At 46.0% G+C, this 15,764-nt stretch carries 20 protein-coding genes; 2 read left to right on the forward strand and 18 right to left on the reverse strand.

Going from position 1 to position 15,764, the window contains the following annotated elements; translation table 11 throughout:
• Window positions 1–201: 201 nt before the first annotated feature.
• The 17 genes from aroH to HMPREF0083_RS16150 form a co-directional block, all read right to left on the reverse strand.
• Window positions 202–576, reverse strand: a complete 375-nt coding sequence (aroH, locus tag HMPREF0083_RS16070) for a chorismate mutase (RefSeq protein WP_021622627.1) — start codon at window positions 574–576, stop codon at window positions 202–204.
• Window positions 576–1,676 (reverse strand): 3-dehydroquinate synthase, encoded by a 1,101-nt coding sequence (gene aroB / locus HMPREF0083_RS16075; protein WP_021622628.1) that lies wholly within the window; start codon window positions 1,674–1,676, stop codon window positions 576–578. Before aroB ends, aroH begins: the two co-directional genes overlap by 1 nt.
• Before the next feature lie 3 nt (window positions 1,677–1,679).
• Window positions 1,680–2,840 carry a chorismate synthase gene (aroC, locus tag HMPREF0083_RS16080; protein WP_021622629.1) on the reverse strand — a complete coding sequence of 387 codons (1,161 nt, stop codon included), beginning with the start codon at window positions 2,838–2,840 and terminating at the stop codon, window positions 1,680–1,682.
• Window positions 2,841–3,075: 235 nt separating this feature from the next.
• Window positions 3,076–3,852 carry a CheR family methyltransferase gene (locus HMPREF0083_RS16085; protein ID WP_040303069.1) on the reverse strand — a complete coding sequence of 259 codons (777 nt, stop codon included), beginning with the start codon at window positions 3,850–3,852 and terminating at the stop codon, window positions 3,076–3,078.
• Between the two features lie 152 nt (window positions 3,853–4,004).
• Complete coding sequence (gene ndk / locus HMPREF0083_RS16090) at window positions 4,005–4,454, reverse strand: nucleoside-diphosphate kinase (protein WP_021622631.1); 450 nt, start codon at window positions 4,452–4,454, stop codon at window positions 4,005–4,007.
• A gap of 96 nt (window positions 4,455–4,550) precedes the next feature.
• Complete coding sequence (hepT, locus tag HMPREF0083_RS16095; RefSeq protein WP_021622632.1) at window positions 4,551–5,504, reverse strand: heptaprenyl diphosphate synthase component II; 954 nt, start codon at window positions 5,502–5,504, stop codon at window positions 4,551–4,553.
• A gap of 36 nt (window positions 5,505–5,540) precedes the next feature.
• Window positions 5,541–6,392 (reverse strand): menaquinone biosynthetic enzyme MqnA/MqnD family protein, encoded by an 852-nt coding sequence (locus HMPREF0083_RS16100; RefSeq protein ID WP_040303071.1) that lies wholly within the window; start codon window positions 6,390–6,392, stop codon window positions 5,541–5,543.
• A gap of 4 nt (window positions 6,393–6,396) precedes the next feature.
• Complete coding sequence (locus tag HMPREF0083_RS16105; RefSeq protein ID WP_021622634.1) at window positions 6,397–6,987, reverse strand: UbiX family flavin prenyltransferase; 591 nt, start codon at window positions 6,985–6,987, stop codon at window positions 6,397–6,399.
• Window positions 6,984–7,847, reverse strand: coding sequence for a UbiA-like polyprenyltransferase (locus HMPREF0083_RS16110; RefSeq protein ID WP_021622635.1), 864 nt, complete (start codon window positions 7,845–7,847; stop codon window positions 6,984–6,986). The genes HMPREF0083_RS16105 and HMPREF0083_RS16110 overlap by 4 nt, the downstream gene beginning before the upstream one ends.
• Complete coding sequence (locus HMPREF0083_RS16115; protein WP_021622636.1) at window positions 7,844–8,578, reverse strand: demethylmenaquinone methyltransferase; 735 nt, start codon at window positions 8,576–8,578, stop codon at window positions 7,844–7,846. The genes HMPREF0083_RS16110 and HMPREF0083_RS16115 overlap by 4 nt, the downstream gene beginning before the upstream one ends.
• Before the next feature lie 2 nt (window positions 8,579–8,580).
• Entirely contained in the window at window positions 8,581–9,390 is an 810-nt protein-coding gene (locus HMPREF0083_RS26470) for a heptaprenyl diphosphate synthase component 1 (protein WP_021622637.1), read from the reverse strand.
• Between the two features lie 236 nt (window positions 9,391–9,626).
• Window positions 9,627–9,854: a trp RNA-binding attenuation protein MtrB gene (mtrB, locus tag HMPREF0083_RS16125; protein ID WP_021622638.1), complete on the reverse strand. Its 228-nt coding sequence runs from the start codon at window positions 9,852–9,854 to the stop codon at window positions 9,627–9,629.
• A 263-nt stretch (window positions 9,855–10,117) separates the two neighbouring features.
• Entirely contained in the window at window positions 10,118–10,681 is a 564-nt protein-coding gene (folE, locus tag HMPREF0083_RS16130; protein WP_021622639.1) for a GTP cyclohydrolase I FolE, read from the reverse strand.
• A gap of 114 nt (window positions 10,682–10,795) precedes the next feature.
• A complete protein-coding gene (locus HMPREF0083_RS16135) occupies window positions 10,796–11,068 on the reverse strand; it encodes an HU family DNA-binding protein (protein WP_021622640.1) in 273 nt (90 codons plus the stop codon).
• A gap of 357 nt (window positions 11,069–11,425) precedes the next feature.
• A complete protein-coding gene (gene spoIVA, locus HMPREF0083_RS16140; protein ID WP_021622641.1) occupies window positions 11,426–12,904 on the reverse strand; it encodes a stage IV sporulation protein A in 1,479 nt (492 codons plus the stop codon).
• A gap of 202 nt (window positions 12,905–13,106) precedes the next feature.
• The gene (locus tag HMPREF0083_RS16145; RefSeq protein WP_021622642.1) at window positions 13,107–13,841 is read right to left on the reverse strand and encodes a hypothetical protein; all 735 of its coding nucleotides are present in this window, start codon (window positions 13,839–13,841) and stop codon (window positions 13,107–13,109) included.
• The gene (locus HMPREF0083_RS16150) at window positions 13,838–14,182 is read right to left on the reverse strand and encodes a 2Fe-2S iron-sulfur cluster-binding protein (protein WP_021622643.1); all 345 of its coding nucleotides are present in this window, start codon (window positions 14,180–14,182) and stop codon (window positions 13,838–13,840) included. Before HMPREF0083_RS16150 ends, HMPREF0083_RS16145 begins: the two co-directional genes overlap by 4 nt.
• Window positions 14,183–14,281: 99 nt before the next feature.
• On the opposite strand from HMPREF0083_RS16150, the gene HMPREF0083_RS16155 reads away from it, so the two are divergent.
• Window positions 14,282–14,497 carry a hypothetical protein gene (locus HMPREF0083_RS16155; protein ID WP_040303076.1) on the forward strand — a complete coding sequence of 72 codons (216 nt, stop codon included), beginning with the start codon at window positions 14,282–14,284 and terminating at the stop codon, window positions 14,495–14,497.
• On the opposite strand, the gene HMPREF0083_RS27310 is transcribed toward HMPREF0083_RS16155, so the two are convergent.
• On the reverse strand, window positions 14,487–14,657 hold the full coding sequence (locus HMPREF0083_RS27310; RefSeq protein WP_240961188.1) for a DUF2768 family protein: 171 nt from the start codon (window positions 14,655–14,657) through the stop codon (window positions 14,487–14,489). The two genes, HMPREF0083_RS16155 and HMPREF0083_RS27310, sit on opposite strands and share 11 nt — an antisense overlap.
• Window positions 14,658–14,801: 144 nt before the next feature.
• On the opposite strand from HMPREF0083_RS27310, the gene HMPREF0083_RS16160 reads away from it, so the two are divergent.
• Entirely contained in the window at window positions 14,802–15,323 is a 522-nt protein-coding gene (locus HMPREF0083_RS16160) for a hypothetical protein (RefSeq protein WP_021622646.1), read from the forward strand.
• Window positions 15,324–15,764: the final 441 nt, after the last annotated feature.

A 15,764-nucleotide genomic window follows, 5' to 3' on the forward strand; every position in this document is an offset into this window, starting at 1 on the left:
AAATCCAGGGCTAACACAGCCCTGGATTCGAAAATGTCTGTTCTTTACGTACTTCATCAACAGATTTCCGCTCTTCTCAGGCTCTGCTCTTCTCAACTGTCAAACATAACTCTACTCTTGCTCTCAACTCTATCTCACTTGATCTGTTCCTATTGTTCTCAGCATATAGGCTTTTCGCCTGACTGTCAACTGTTCTTGCTCTTATTTGATCTGCGAATTCAGGTCAGGACGCAATGCGGCTGCTCCCTCTAAAAAAATATGCCGGATATCACGAATCGATTTCTCAGTATTAACCAGCATCATCACACGAATACACTTCTCCAGACTGCCTGGCACTGGAATCTCATTCGAACACATCAACGGTACAAGATCGAATCCCGGAATTGCACGTACTCCACGTGCCGGAAACGCCGCATCCAAATCGTGTGTAACTGTAATCATAACGCTTGCCACGTCTTCATGATCGATTTCATTTGCCTCGATCACGCTGCGCATTAGCTTCTCGGTTGCTTCAAGAATAGCGGCTTCTTCGTTTACAGTCACAGTAGTTGCACCACGAATCCCACGAACGGCCATTACAACTTACCTCCTTCTTGCAGTGCACACAATACATCACGCACCGCCTCTTCTGCTACATCTTTTCTAATCTCCACTTTCCCGATGGCGGTTGGCAAGACAAATACAAGCTTGCCTCCTTCACCCTTTTTATCGCGTCGCATAACCTCAATGATCGCATCTGCCTCCATAGCATACGGAAGCACAACAGGAAGGCTGTACTGCTTGAGAATACGGCGTGTACGATTACTGATAGAGGAGGCCATACCAAGGTGCTCAGCCAGCATCGCAGCTGCGACCATACCAATGGCAACCGCTTCACCGTGGTTCAGCTTTTCGTATCCGCACAGCGCTTCAAATGCATGGCCAAACGTATGACCGAGATTCAAAATCGCGCGCAGTCCACGCTCCTTCTCATCTTCCGAGACAACCGCAACTTTGACGCTGCAGGCACGAAGCAGCGTTTCCTGTAGAAGATTATCATCAAAACGCTGCAATCCGTCTGCATTTTGCTCAAGCCATTCTACAAACGCCTCATCCCAAATTAATCCGTGCTTAATTACCTCCGCAAATCCGGCGGCTACTTCACGGGACGGGAGCGTCTTGAGAAGTTCGGTATCATACGCTACAAGACGTGGCTGGTGAAACGCACCGATAATATTCTTGCCCAACGGATGATTAACCGCAACCTTGCCCCCTACACTGCTATCATGAGCCAGCAGCGTTGTCGGGATCTGTATAAAGGCAACGCCGCGCATGTATGTTGCTGCTACAAATCCGGCCAAATCACCGACAACTCCGCCACCAAGCGCAAGAAACGCGGATTGGCGATCCAGTCCTGCCTCAAGCGCTTCTGTCATCACTCGTTCGTATATGGAAAGGCTTTTCGCTTTTTCTCCTGCTTCTACAATGCTGTGATATACCATATAGCCAGCATCACGCAGTACCGTTGTAGTCTTGTCCAAATACAAAGGAGCCACATGTTCATCCGTTACAATGAATAGCTTGCGCTGATTATTGATGCCCGCCTCCTCAAGCAAGCGAGGCAATTGACCGAGCACCCCGGCACCAATCCAGATGGGGTACGAACGCTCCCCTAGTTCTACTGTTAACCGTTTCATCGGTTAAAACTCCTCTACATGCCGGAGGTAGCTCTCATAGTTGGCCTTCATCTCTTCCAACGAATCACCGGCAAATTTTTCACACAGCGCATCGGCTAATGTCCAGGATACGACTGCTTCAGCTACAACACTCGCAGCCGGCACAGCGCAGCTGTCCGAACGCTCGATACTCGCTGCGAACGGTTCTTTTGTGTCAATATCTATGCTGCCGAGCGGCTTATACAGCGTCGGAATCGGCTTCATAACACCACGTACAACCACTGGCAGTCCCGTTGTCATACCGCCTTCGAGCCCGCCTGCACGGTTTGTTCTTCGGGAATATCTACCTTGTTCATCCAGTACAATCTCATCATGCACCTGAGAGCCTGGACGGACTGCAGCTTCAAATCCAATGCCAACCTCTACACCCTTGAATGCCTGAATGCTCATGACTGCCTGTGCAAGGCGTCCGTCAAGCTTACGATCCCATTGCACATGACTGCCCAGTCCGATAGGTAAGCCTTCCGCGATGACCTCAACGACACCGCCGAGTGAATCTCCGTCAGCTTTCGCCTTATCGATTAAATCCATCATTTTTTGTGCAGCTTCGCTGTCAAGACAGCGAACCGGCGATTCTTCGGTTATACGAATCATCTCCTCAAGGCTGACCTCGATGGACTTCGCCTCCACTTCTCCAATGCGAAGGACATGTCCTGCAATCGCAATATCAAATTGTTCTAATAATTGCCGCGCTACTGCACCAACCGCTACGCGTATGGCTGTCTCTCGTGCACTGGAACGCTCGAGAATATTACGCATGTCGTACTGATTGTATTTCAATGCCCCATTTAAGTCAGCATGTCCAGGGCGCGGACGTGAAACCCGACGCTTATCTTCGCCCTCTTCCACCGGCTCAGGGCTCATGATTTTCTGCCAGTGAGTCCAATCCTTGTTCTCAACTACCAGACAGATAGGTGCACCTGTCGTCTTGCCATGACGTACACCGCCAACGATCTTCACTTCGTCCTTCTCGATTTGCATACGACGGCCCCGACCATGTCCTTTCATGCGGCGCAGCAGCTGCTCATTAATTTTTTCTACTGAAATAGGCAAATTACTAGGTACTCCCTCGATAATTGCCGTTAATTGAGGTCCGTGTGATTCTCCTGCTGTAAGATAGCGCATCTTCTTCCTCCACCCTCTTTTGTATTTGTATCAGGAAACACGTTTTCTTATAATCCTATCTCCTGCACTTGTTTTCTCCTGGTATAAAACGAGGTTAGCTAGCAAGCGTAGGGTTCGTTTTATTTTTTAAGTGCTATTATAGTATAGCTGTCGGGAAAATCCTAGATAAAATTCAGAAAAAAAGCCGTGCTCATCCTTCTGCTGACAAGTACGGCTTTGCTTTCCCTGCATTTTTTTACATTTTACGGTAAAAAAAGGTGTCCTCCGGTTCAAATCCGTACTGCTGCGGCTGAAAGATTTGCTCTGTGCTGCCAACGAACAATACTCCACCGGTTCGTAGTGAAGCGGCAAATTTATGGTATAATTCATGCTTCGCTTCCTCTGTGAAATAAATCATAACGTTACGGCAAATAATCAAGTCACAATTTTTATCGAACGCATCAGCCAGCATATTATGACGCTTAAATTTAATGAGGCGCTTGATATCTTCCGAAATTGTGTAGGTGATGCCGTCTTTCTTGAAGTATTTGCCTATCAGATCTTTCGGCGCATCCTGCAAAGAACGCTCCGTGTACAGTCCCCGCTTCGCCTTAGCAATTGCCCCTTCGTCGATGTCTGTTGCCGTAATGTCAATCTCGTGCAGCGGCATAAAACGTGTCAGAAGCATTGCCAGCGAATACGGCTCCTCCCCTGTAGAGCAAGCGGCGCTCCAGCATTTAATCTTGCCTTTCTCATTGAGAAGACGAGGGAGAATTTTCTTCTCCAATACTTCCCAGCGGCTCGGGTTCCGAAAGAACTCCGACACATTTATCGTCATGCGATCCAGAAATTCGTTGAACAATTCCTGGTTTTTAGTCATTGCTTCAAAAAAGTCTTCAAACGTATGATACCCTCTCTTTACGCGCAGCGAAGTTAGACGCCGCTTCATCTGGGCTTCTTTGTACAGCGCCAGGTCAATACCTGTTTTGTGCTTGATTCTGTCAATAAATTGCAGAAAATCCTTGTCTTCCATCACTCTATCCCCTTTAGTCCTTACAAGCATTACTAGAATGGTATTCGCGGCCTATACTTTTTTTCCTTCTTTCTTATTAAAAAAGCGGATGAAAGCTCCATGCTTTCATCCGCCTAGTCAGTCAACTAGGAAAACTCCACGTCATTCGCAGATTAAATCCACTTGTTGATTGTTTTTTCGTATACGTGCAGCTCAGTATCTTTGAACCACAGCGCGATTTCACGTTCAGCTGTTTCCGGAGCATCTGAGCCATGGATGATATTCATACCCATGCTGATTCCGAAATCACCACGGATTGTGCCTGGTGCTGCTTCTGCCGGATTTGTTTTACCCATCATGTTACGGGCTGTAGCAATTACATTCTCGCCTTCCCATACCATGGCAAATACAGCGCCGGATGTAATAAAGTCTACAAGTTCACCGAAAAATGGCTTCTCTTTATGCTCAGCATAATGCTCTTCTGCCAATTCGCGCGGTACGTTCATCAATTTTGCACCGATCAGGTGGAAGCCTTTGCGCTCAAAGCGCTGCATAATATCTCCAATCAGATTGCGCTGTACAGCATCTGGTTTTGCCATAATAAACGTACGTTGTTTTGCCATGTATTACAACCTCCATGTTTTCTCAATTCTGTATGTACGATGTGCTAGCACACAACGAAAATTTTAACAAATTCAGGGTACATTTGCAACTTTCGCTTATGATTGCCGTTCTCCAAAAAAATGTGCAATTTTAAGCAACGTTTCCTTATTGCGGTTATCGGGCAACCCATCAAGAGCCGCAGCAGCCCGCATCAAGTACCGATCTGCAAGCTTCTGGGCCTCATTAATGCACTCTCCTTCACGAATGAATCGTATCATCTCATCTGTGCGATTCTCTTCAGCCAATACACGAAATGCTGCCGCATTTTGGCTTTTATGGTATGCATAAAGCGCTGGCAGCGTAATATTTCCCTGTTTCAAATCACTGCCCGCAGGCTTTCCAAGCTTCTTTTCATCACCGGTAAAATCCAGAATATCGTCGGTAATCTGAAATGCCATACCAGCATTGTATCCATATGCATACAATCTGCGTACAACATCTTTGGATGCATCCGTCGCGATAGCACCCAGCTGGCAGCTAATTGCCATTAAGAGCGCCGTTTTTCGTTTAATGCGACGCAAATATCGACGTAAATTTTGATCCCAATTATTCAAATCGCGAATTTGCTCAATTTCCCCAAGGCACACTTCAACAATCGTATTAGATAAAATTTTGTGAATCTGTGGATTGGGCAGTTCGGTAACGAGCGTAAGCGCACGGGCAAAAATATAGTCACCGGTATACATCGCAATTCGATTATCCCATTTTGATTTCACAGTGATTTTACCGCGCCTAAGCTCTGCATCATCAATGACGTCGTCATGAACAAGAGACGCCGCATGAATCAACTCGAGCGGTACAGCCACATATTTAAGCCGCTCAATATCATAGTTGCCAAACTTACCGCCCAGCAGCACAAAGACGGGGCGGATCCGTTTCCCCCCGGCTTTGAGCAAATGACTGGCCGCTTTGTGCAATACAGGCTCTTTCGTGTCAATCGCCCTATCCAGCTCGCGTTCAATATAATTCATGTCCGATCGGAATGGCCAAAAAATATCTGTTAGTTTCATTACGTTCCACCCAACTGGTTCTTCTCTTCCTTTGGCTTATACAGCCGACTGCCGGGAATCCGGGCTCCAAATCTCCACTTTGGCTGCTTCCTCCAGCAGTCCAAGTTCGGCCGCGCATGCGTAATAATACTCCAGCCCTTTTTTATGCTCGGAAGTAAATTCATATGATAATCCGGTGTAATACACTTTCCAAAATTCGGCTGTAGCGCCAAACTCCTTTTTCGCCTGTGCCACAACCGTGTCCAGGTCGGTCAGTCCTCTTTTCTTGCTATGCAGAAACTCATTATGAACACTGCGCAAAAGCTCAGACTTACTGTGCGTAACTTCACGGCGCACTGCCCAGACTGCAAATACCGACCATAAACCGGTATGCTTATACCATAATTCCCCTAAGTCATACATATAATAGCCGGGATTATTCCAGGAAGCAAGCAGTGCATCATCGCCGATTAACAGTGCGGCATCTGCTATCGCCATCATTTTCTCCAGATTAGCGGGCATCACTTTATAGGATGAGAAAGACTCATAGAATTTCTCTAAAATTACTTTGAGGAGGTGATTTGATGTGGCTGATTTATCAGTAAGCGCCACTTTCGCCTCTTTCAATTCTTCAATCGGCTTACGTGAAAATAAAAAAATAGAACGCACCTGACCTTTTGAGCTAATGGACAAATCAGGCAGTATTTCATATTCCTTATAATTGCGACCATACTCAAATGACGAGATGGGCCCCATATCAATCGTACCCGCAGCCATGCTACGATTTAATTGTGAAGGAACCTGCGGAATTAATTCTACCTGATGCTCATCAAACTGATCGGTACGAAAAAAGTGATAGATGGGCATAATGTTGCTAAATGAAATTTTACCGATTTTTATTGCAGACATTATTTCACTCTCCCCAACGACGAAATAGTTCATGCGGCACATCGAGGGTGTCCAGTACTTTTCCCACTACAAAGTTAATGATATCGTCCATTGTCCGTGGCTTGTGATAATATCCCGGCATAGCGGGTACGATGCGTGCTCCCGCCTGCGCCAGCTTCGTCATGTTCTCCAGTTGAATGACGTTAAGCGGTGTCTCACGCGGCACGATGACCAGCTTCTTCCCTTCCTTCAACATCACATCGGCAGTACGTTCCAGCAAATTGCCGGAGGCACCATGTGCAATGCCCGACATCGTTCCCATGGAGCAAGGAAGGATAACCATGGCGTCACTGCGGTAGGAACCGCTCGCTACGGGTGCTGTGAAATCGCGTAGCGTGTGATAATGGAGCTCCCCGTTCACTGATGGAAAATGCTCCTGGATGACCGCGTCCCGGTCTGATGTATCCCATTCCAGCTCTTCCCGAAATACTTGCCAGCCCGCTTCTGTCACTATTAGATGCACTTTATAGTCATGAAGGAGCATCTGCTGTACAAGACGTACTCCATACACCGCACCACTCGCCCCTGTAATTCCGACAACAAAAATTTTCTTCATCTCATCACCAAATCAAGCAAAGTAAAGGAGAACACAACCACACTCAATACTCCGTTCATCGTAAAAAAAGCCGTATTCAACTTGGATAAATCATTGGGTGATACCAAACGATGCTCATACACAAGAATCATTGAGGCAATGATAATACCGACAACAAACCATACATGCAGACTGGTGACGATGAACAGACCGATAAAGCCCGCAATCGTCACGATATGAAACAACCGAGCCAGCTTCAACGCTTTAGCAATACCGAAATAGCTTGGAATAGAGTACAATCCGCGCTCACGATCAAACTCGGCATCTTGGCATGCATAGATGACATCAAATCCCGCCGTCCATAGCGCGACGGAAACGAACAATAAAACCCCCATCCAGTCCACTTGTCCGGTTGTTGCTACCCATCCCCCAAGCGGCGCAAGACCGATGGCGATTCCAAGAATTAGATGACAGGCCCAAGTAAACCTCTTCGTATATGAATATAAAACCAGGAAAAAGACCGCAACAGGCAAAAGTTTTACCGCCAACATATTCAGCTGGAACGCAGCAAAAAACAATACAATGAAAGATACGATAATAAACAAAAGTACTTCTTTTTCTTTTAGCAATCCGGCCGGAATGGCTCGCATCGCCGTACGTGGATTTTCCGCATCAAAACGGCGGTCGATTAATCGGTTAAGTGCCATGGCCGCGCTTCGTGCACCTACCATCGCTACAATAATCCAGAAAATCTGCCACAAAGTCGGCCATGTACCATTTACGACAAAGCTTCCAAGAATTGCGCCCATAAACGCAAATGGCAGCGCAAAAATCGTATGTTCAAACTTAATCATTTCAAGAATAATCTTTAGTTTATTCATAGCTTATCCACCTGCTTTTTAAAACCGATGTGTAGCGCGGAAACACCGCCGACAAACAGTTTCGTCTGTACGTCTACAAGACCTACCTCACGGAATACATCTGCAAGCTGTCTGCTATCCGGAAAGTTAGTCAACGATTGAGGCAGCCAGCTGTACTCTTCATATTTGTCCACCACCAAACGGGCAATAAGGGGCAGGATATTATAGAAATAAAAAAAGAACAGCTTGCGGTACGGCATGAACGGCGGCTTGCTAACTTCCAGCGACACCACTTGTCCACCCGGCTTTACTACCCGCTCCATCTCACGGATAACCTGTTTATAATCCGGTACGTTCCGGAGCGCAAATCCAATGGTAGCATAATCAAATGTATTATCCGGATATGGAATGCTCATCGCATCCCCGTTGACCAGCGCAACCTGATCCAAACCCTTATCTTGCATTTTCCCGGCACCGACGTCCAGCATATTCTGACTAAAATCAAGGCCAACCACTTTGCCAGTTGGACCGACTGCCTCTGCAAGACTGATGGTCCAATCGCACGTTCCGCAGCATAAATCAATGGCACTCTGACCTGTACCTACGCCCATCCGCCTGTTTGTATATTTACGCCAGGCACTATGTCGACCAAAGCTAATAACGGAGTTCATCCGGTCATATTCTTTTGCAATCGATTCAAACACCGAATGTACATAACCCGCCTTCTCTTCCCCCTGCAATTTCTCGCGCATGGTTACATCTCCTCTGCCCTTGCTTTCTGGTTGTTCAACTCTTCAGCGCACTGATCTACCAGATGTTTTAACTCAATCCGGCACTCCTCCTCTTCCACCAGCGCAGTTAGCTTTCGACACTGATGGAGCGCTTTGTGGACGTTCTGCAGCATTGATTGGTAGGCATTATGTGTACCTTCCTCTTGACTCAGCAGATGAAAATACCGTCCGGCACGTTCTTCAAAACGACAGGCCCGATACTCGACGAGCAATTGCTCAATGAGTATCATCTGTGAAAAAATTCGCATCCATAGCTCTGCATTTTCTGCTCCATATGTGCTTCCGAAAGAGCAAAGCAGGGAAGATTCAATATCTACCTTGCGTCGCAAATATTGTTCCGCTGTCCAACCGTTCTCCCAGTACAAACTGATTTTCCATTCATTAATCTTTTGTATGCTTCGCGCCAACTGTTTAACTGTCCGTACATCTTCCATATCGGCAAGCAAATGATAATACCGCCCGCTGAAATAATCTCCGGCCAGAATGGTAAGCTGACGGGTTCGCATGCCCGTAGGTGTATCTTCCTTTCCCAGACTAACCCGTTCGTGGCTATCAAGACCAAGCTGAATAAGCATAGCAGTCACAATATATTTACGAAGTTGCGATTCGGCTATGCCGCGCTGGCGCAGGAAAAGATACAGCAAACATACACGAAGCTGTGAAATGGATGGGTTATCCATGTACTGGTAGAGGACTCGATTTTCGGCATGCAATTTAATCTGCTTTACAATGCTTTCTATTTCTTCCTGAAAATCATCTCTCAAAAGGCTCATCTGTTATGCATCCCCCAAAAAAACGTTCCACGCTCACTGAAAACATACTTATAAAGTATACCATACTACTACTGATACCACACCATGCTATTATATAATTCTCACATAAGAATTGTAAGTTTCCCTACGGTGAAAAATCATCTTTTCTACCTGCATTGTACACGATGAATGCTAAGAACGCCTGCGAAACCTGCTCTCTGTAAGAAAAAACAAGCAGGTTCCTGCTTGTTTTTTCTCTACTTGTCCACCAGTGTATCCATCGTTCCATTACTTGTCTGAATAACGGCTTTTCCACGAACCTTGATTGCGGATGTATGCTCAGTGAACTGGGCGATCATAACCTCGCCTTTATCCAATTTTTCGGAGTGATGAAACTTTGTCGACTCGCCTCGCGTTAACCCGATTACATTAACACCGTTCTCCAAGGCCTTAATAACAATGAATTCGTTTGAATTTCCGCTCATAAACGCTCCCCCTCTATACTCTTACCGTGCCGTACGGCTACGATTTTAACTATCGCGCAAATAGGAAGCGCTGTCAACGATTATCTGTATAACCAAAAGCCGATATATACTACGGCTATGAGCAGAGCGAGCGGCAGAAGCCACAGCCAATACATCGTTTTTATCTTATTCATCACATGTTCACCTCGAACTTAGCATGCGTAAATCCTTCCATTCTTAGTCAAAAGTTCAGCAAGGAAGCACTCCCATCCTTCTACTCCTGACTATCCCTTGATTAAACTAAATACTTCTGCACGCGATGCTGAGTCCTTGGCAAAGATACCACGTACGGCCGAAGTAACGGTTTTGGCACCCGGTTTTTTGACTCCGCGCATTGTCATACATAGATGCTCGGCTTCTACAACGACGACGACCCCATGCGGTTCAAGCGTATCCATAATGGAATCGGCTACCGTCGAAGTAATTCTTTCCTGCAATTGCGGCCGCTTCGCTACTGCTTCTACGGCACGTGCCAGCTTAGATAGACCTGTTACCCGTCCACCACGTGGGATGTAGCCTACATGTGCCACTCCATAGAACGGTACTAGATGATGTTCACACATAGAGTAGAATGGAATATCTTTAACAAGGACAAGTTCTTCATGATCTTCGCTGAATACGACAGAAAAATATTCTTTCGGGTCCTGCGCCAGACCAGAGAACACTTCCTCATACATGCGTGCGACGCGCGCTGGCGTATCAAGCAACCCTTCACGGTTCGGGTTTTCTCCCACCGCTTCAAGAATCATGCGAACCCCTTCTTCAATTTTTTTATGATTTACCTTCATATGTGCCTCCTGTTTACAGGTCAAGATAGGAAAAAGAGCTGTACCTTCGTACAGCTCCCCTTGTTTGCTTTGCCATAAATGGATGAATCGAGTCCAATGGCGATATGTACGCCACTATTGAATATCTTCCTTCAGTGCTTTACCAGGCTTGAAGGCAGGTACCTTGCTAGCAGCAATTTCGATTTCTTCTCCAGTTTGCGGATTGCGGCCTTTGCGGGCAGCGCGCTCACGCACCTCGAAATTACCGAATCCGATCAGCTGTACTTTATCCCCGTCTTTCAATGCTTCCGTAATTGCATCAAACACTGCATCAACTGCTTTGGTCGCATCTTTCTTTGTGAGTTCGGCAACTTCGGATACTTTTGTGATTAATTCCGTTTTATTCATGTCATTCACCTCCTCCCAAAGGGGGGTATCTTGTTATACGTTGTTAACCAATTATAAAGTAAATATACATAACCCAAGCATTTTTAAGGTAGACAAGCTAATATTAATATAGAAAACGCTGCAATTCAAGGGATTTCACCCAATATCCTACTACTCATCCTGCATCCTTCCAGGATTTTTTAAATTCTCCTTTATTTTGTCCCAATCAAATGGACAATACATCCCGCATGGAAGAAGGTTTTACTTTATCTTAAATTAAATCTCTATTTTTTCGATTTGTTCTCCGAAACAGGAAAAGGCTTCTGCCCAGTGAGGAGAAGCCGCTGTTCTTCCTTTTTTCATTCTTGTTTGTGCATCCTACAAAATAATCGCGATTAATCCGCCTGAACCCTCGTTGATGATGCGCTCTAGCGTTTCTTGCAACTTATAGCGCGCATTATCCGGCATCATGGACAATTTGGCGGAAATGCCTTCGTTAACAATTGAATTTAACGAACGGCCGAAAATATCCGAGTTCCATATGCTTAGCGGATTTTCCTCAAAATCTTGCATCAAATATCTTACCAGCTCTTCACTCTGTTTCTCCGTACCGATAATTGGCGCAAACTCCGATTCCACATCAACGCGAATCATATGAATCGACGGGGCCGTCGCCTTCAGACGGACACCGAAACGGGAACCGTGCCGAATAATCTCCGGCTCGTCAAGCTTCATCTCTTCAAGCGAAGGTGGCGCAATGCCGTATCCGGTCTGACGAACCATATTAAGCGCACCTGAGATTTTATCATACTCTTTCTTGGCTACGCTAAACTCCTGCATAAGCTGTAGAAGGTGATCTTTTCCGCGAATTTCTACACCGACAATTTCCATTAGAATCTGGTCATACAACTCATCCTGGGCGTACAGATCGATTTCGGCGACTCCCTGACCCATGTTCATATCGGCAAGCGCCGCCCGGTCAATGAATTCGTATTCGCCAAAATACCCTACTACCCGATCCACATCACGTAAGCGTCGAATATCCTTTACCGTCTCCCGCACCGCTTCCTCGAAATTCTGACGCAACCAGTGCTCTTCATGTAGCACCATAACCCAGGAAGGAAGGTTTACATTGACTTCATGAACCGGGAATTCGAACAGCACTTCACGCAGAACCGCAAGCCCTTCTCGCTCATCCATTGAGTCTACACTCATCACGAGCACGGGTACATCGTATTTTTCTTCAAGCGCGGCACGTAGAGCAGCCGTTTCCGGTCGCCCAGGCTGCGCAGAATTGACAATCATTACGAACGGCTTACCTACTTCCTTTAGTTCGGCAACCACCCGCTCTTCCGCTTCTTCGTAACTGGATCGAGAAATTTCAGCGATGGTTCCATCTGAAGTGACGACTACACCGAGTGTTGAATGCTCCTGAATGACTTTGCGCGTCCCAAGTTCTGCTGCTTCTTCGAACGGAACCGGCTCATCATACCAGGGAGTTGTCACCATGCGCGGTCCATTTTCGTCTTCATACCCCCGTGCTCCTTCTACTGCATAGCCAACACAATCAACAAGTCGCACGTTAATATCAAGTCCATCGGCAACATGAATGGCAACAGCATTATTTGGCACGAATTTTGGCTCGGTCGTCATAATGGTTCTGCCGGCGGCACTCTGCGGCAGTTCGTCCACAGCACGGACCCTTTCTGCTTCATACGGAATGCTGGGTATCACAATTGATTCCATGAAGCGTTTAATGAATGTCGATTTTCCGGTACGAACAGGGCCGACCACGCCGATATAGATGTCTCCCCCCGTGCGCTCCGCAATATCTTTGAAAATATCTACACGTTCCACCTGGATACCTCCTCGCGTTTCTTTCCATCTACTTCTTGTACTATAAGGACACTACTCATTTTATGAGGGCGACGGAAAAAATAGACCTCGACACGGCCTGAACGAAACTAGCGGAAGCTGTGCCGGGCTTCCGCTAATTATGCGTTCCGCCCTGTCCTGCTTTGTACAAGATATGGCGAAGAAACATGAGATATTCCATTTTTTAATTTTCGGGCATAAGCTTCGGCTCACCGTCTATGAGATGGTATGGAAAAGACTTTACCGGAGCGAGCGGCGATACGTTAGTCAGTACGCGTCGTATATCCTGATGCTGACTCTGCGTTTGGGGAGCATTCCTCAGCGCCATTGCTAAATCCATGGCATAGTCTACCCCGACCTGCCCGTATTCATTCATAATGTAAGGCATTGGCTGCTCACTAAAATGGCTAAGAATCGTTTCTTCACCCATTCGCAACTTATTGAAATCAATCAGGTAGTAACCGTCCGTCACCTTTTGTCCAAACGGAAATTCTTTCTTGTCAGCGAAATAACGACTTACTTTTTCCTGCATCGTCTGAACGCCTTGTGATACGGTCAAATCAATCAAACGCACTTCCGGTTTTGTTTCCGCATCCAGCAGAACGAACATATAATTGCCTCCTGCTTCAAATGCGGCACCTGGAATATAAGGAATATATTTGGGCACAATTTTCGAAAAATCAACCGGATATCGCTCAAATTCCGGTGTATTAGCATTTCTGGTCATAATCGGCAGAACTCCGGTCTCTTTCTGGAATTGGTCTACCGCATCTTGCACCATCTTAATCTGCTGAACTGGAGGTGCCGTATTCTGTATCATCTGCTCACGCGGATATGCACATCCTGATAACATCCATGCATATAAAACAACAAGTACCGCCGTCTTCATAAATGACGGCTGTTTCTTTTTTCTACTCATTCCTCTCTCTCCTGCCGTTGTTTTTCAAGCTGAGCATGCACTACGGCGGCAAGGCGATTTTCTTGCAGTTGTACCTGTGTCTTCCCCTGTACTTTCGTCTGACAGGCAAGCCGCATGCCGCACACAAGATCAACTTCACCAATCATACGCTTTTCCTTTTCCTGAGCCGGAGAAACAAGACTGCCAGGCTCTACCTTTACTTTGCACATCGTGCAGGCCCCTTTGCCGCCGCACCGTTGAGAAATTACTATTCGCGCCTTGGCAGCAGCGCGCAATATGGTCTCTCCGGTACGAACTTCCACATGCCGCATTGCTGGAGTAAATGTAATCTTCGGCATCATAACAACTCCTGTTTCTTCAGATGTCGTATATTGCGGATAGAAGATGCCCCTTCTGTCCACACTAAGTTTGATCCCATGCGTAAAGGAGGTTTATACGTTATGTTAATGAGCCGCGAATGGATTAAAGTAGCGCTTGGCGGCACGTTCTTCTTTGGTATCGTGCTGTTTACGCCCGTATTCCTCCTCGCCAATACGGAAAATACCGCGCCTACGATATTATGGATCGGCATCTCCCTCGGAGGACTGTATATTGTTCTTCTTTTGCTTCATAAATACATCAAGTCACGCAACATGGAACCGGGAACTAAAAAGTAATGAGTACGGCAATCATAAGGAAAAAAGCAACAACCAGACTTGCATATGCGACTGCTGATAAAGCGAACCTGACTATACGCTGTTGCAATTTACGCGCAAAAACAATCGTAAAGCTAGCAAGAATCATTAAACCAATCGCGCTTAACGCGTAGAACATCATTTGCATGGGATCTCCCTCTTTACCTGTAAAAATAATCCTATAGAACGGATGTACTCACATTATAGCACAAACCCGGGACAATCGAACCTCTCACGGGACGAACGCATATTATAATGTTGACTACAGAACAAAGGGGGCGAAACCATGAGCAGCCAAAAACGGCGGAATCCAAACACAAAAAGGCCTAAGCGTTCACCCACAGTCAGCAAAAAACGCAAAAAAACTGCACCATCCGCTGTCAAAAAAGAAACGGCAACTTCAATCATTCCGCTCAAAAACAAGATAGATATTCAATCAGCATCCTCGTTGATGAAAAACTTGCCATCGCTTCTAAACAAGTCTCCCGATGAAATGCGAACATCCATTAATACTGTCCGGGAATGGTCAAGCCAAATACGCGGTACAATGGCAGAGATGGAACAAACGCTTAATACGCTGACCAGCCTCATCAGCATGTATGAACGCTGGTCAACCAGCAGTCAGAAACGGGCCACATTGCGTGCAGCCAAACAAGGTGACGAGGCTACAGGCGAGAAATTACCGTTTTCGTTTATCAAATCGTTAAATAATATTGATTTCCGCCAAATTATTTCTCTGCTTAACTCCCCACTTGTGCAGGCATTATTGGAAATGGATGAAATCGCATCGTCAGCTGAGGAGGCCTAATCTAAGGCCTCCTTACTTTTTTCAAGCATAAAAAAAGAGGTTATCTCAAAAGGTTGTTGAATCACGACTTTTTCGAGCCAGCCTTTCTTTTTTTACATTAATATGGATCTTCAAGGTTGCTTATCTTCAATTTTCCCTCTATATTATCTTTGTAGTTGCGGTTCTTTTGATCGTTGATTTAATTTTAGGGTCCATTTTATGAGGTTATGGGCAGCACAAATAAAACCCTATTCCACCGTATTTTTGGACAGGCCTCTTAATGAAAATCGATGGAACTGGCGAGTGGTATAATGAGTGTACATAAGAAAATCGTTCCTTTCTGATATTTTGTTTGTTGTGGTGACTTCATTATATCAAAAGAGCGATTTTCTTCTTTTTTACGTGAAGAAGGGTGCCCCAAAGTTACCTTTTATACGAAAATGTTCCCCTTAAAGGCAAAAA

Origin of the sequence: Aneurinibacillus aneurinilyticus ATCC 12856 (assembly GCF_000466385.1) — a bacterium.
GTDB classification, from domain to species: domain Bacteria; phylum Bacillota; class Bacilli; order Aneurinibacillales; family Aneurinibacillaceae; genus Aneurinibacillus; species Aneurinibacillus aneurinilyticus.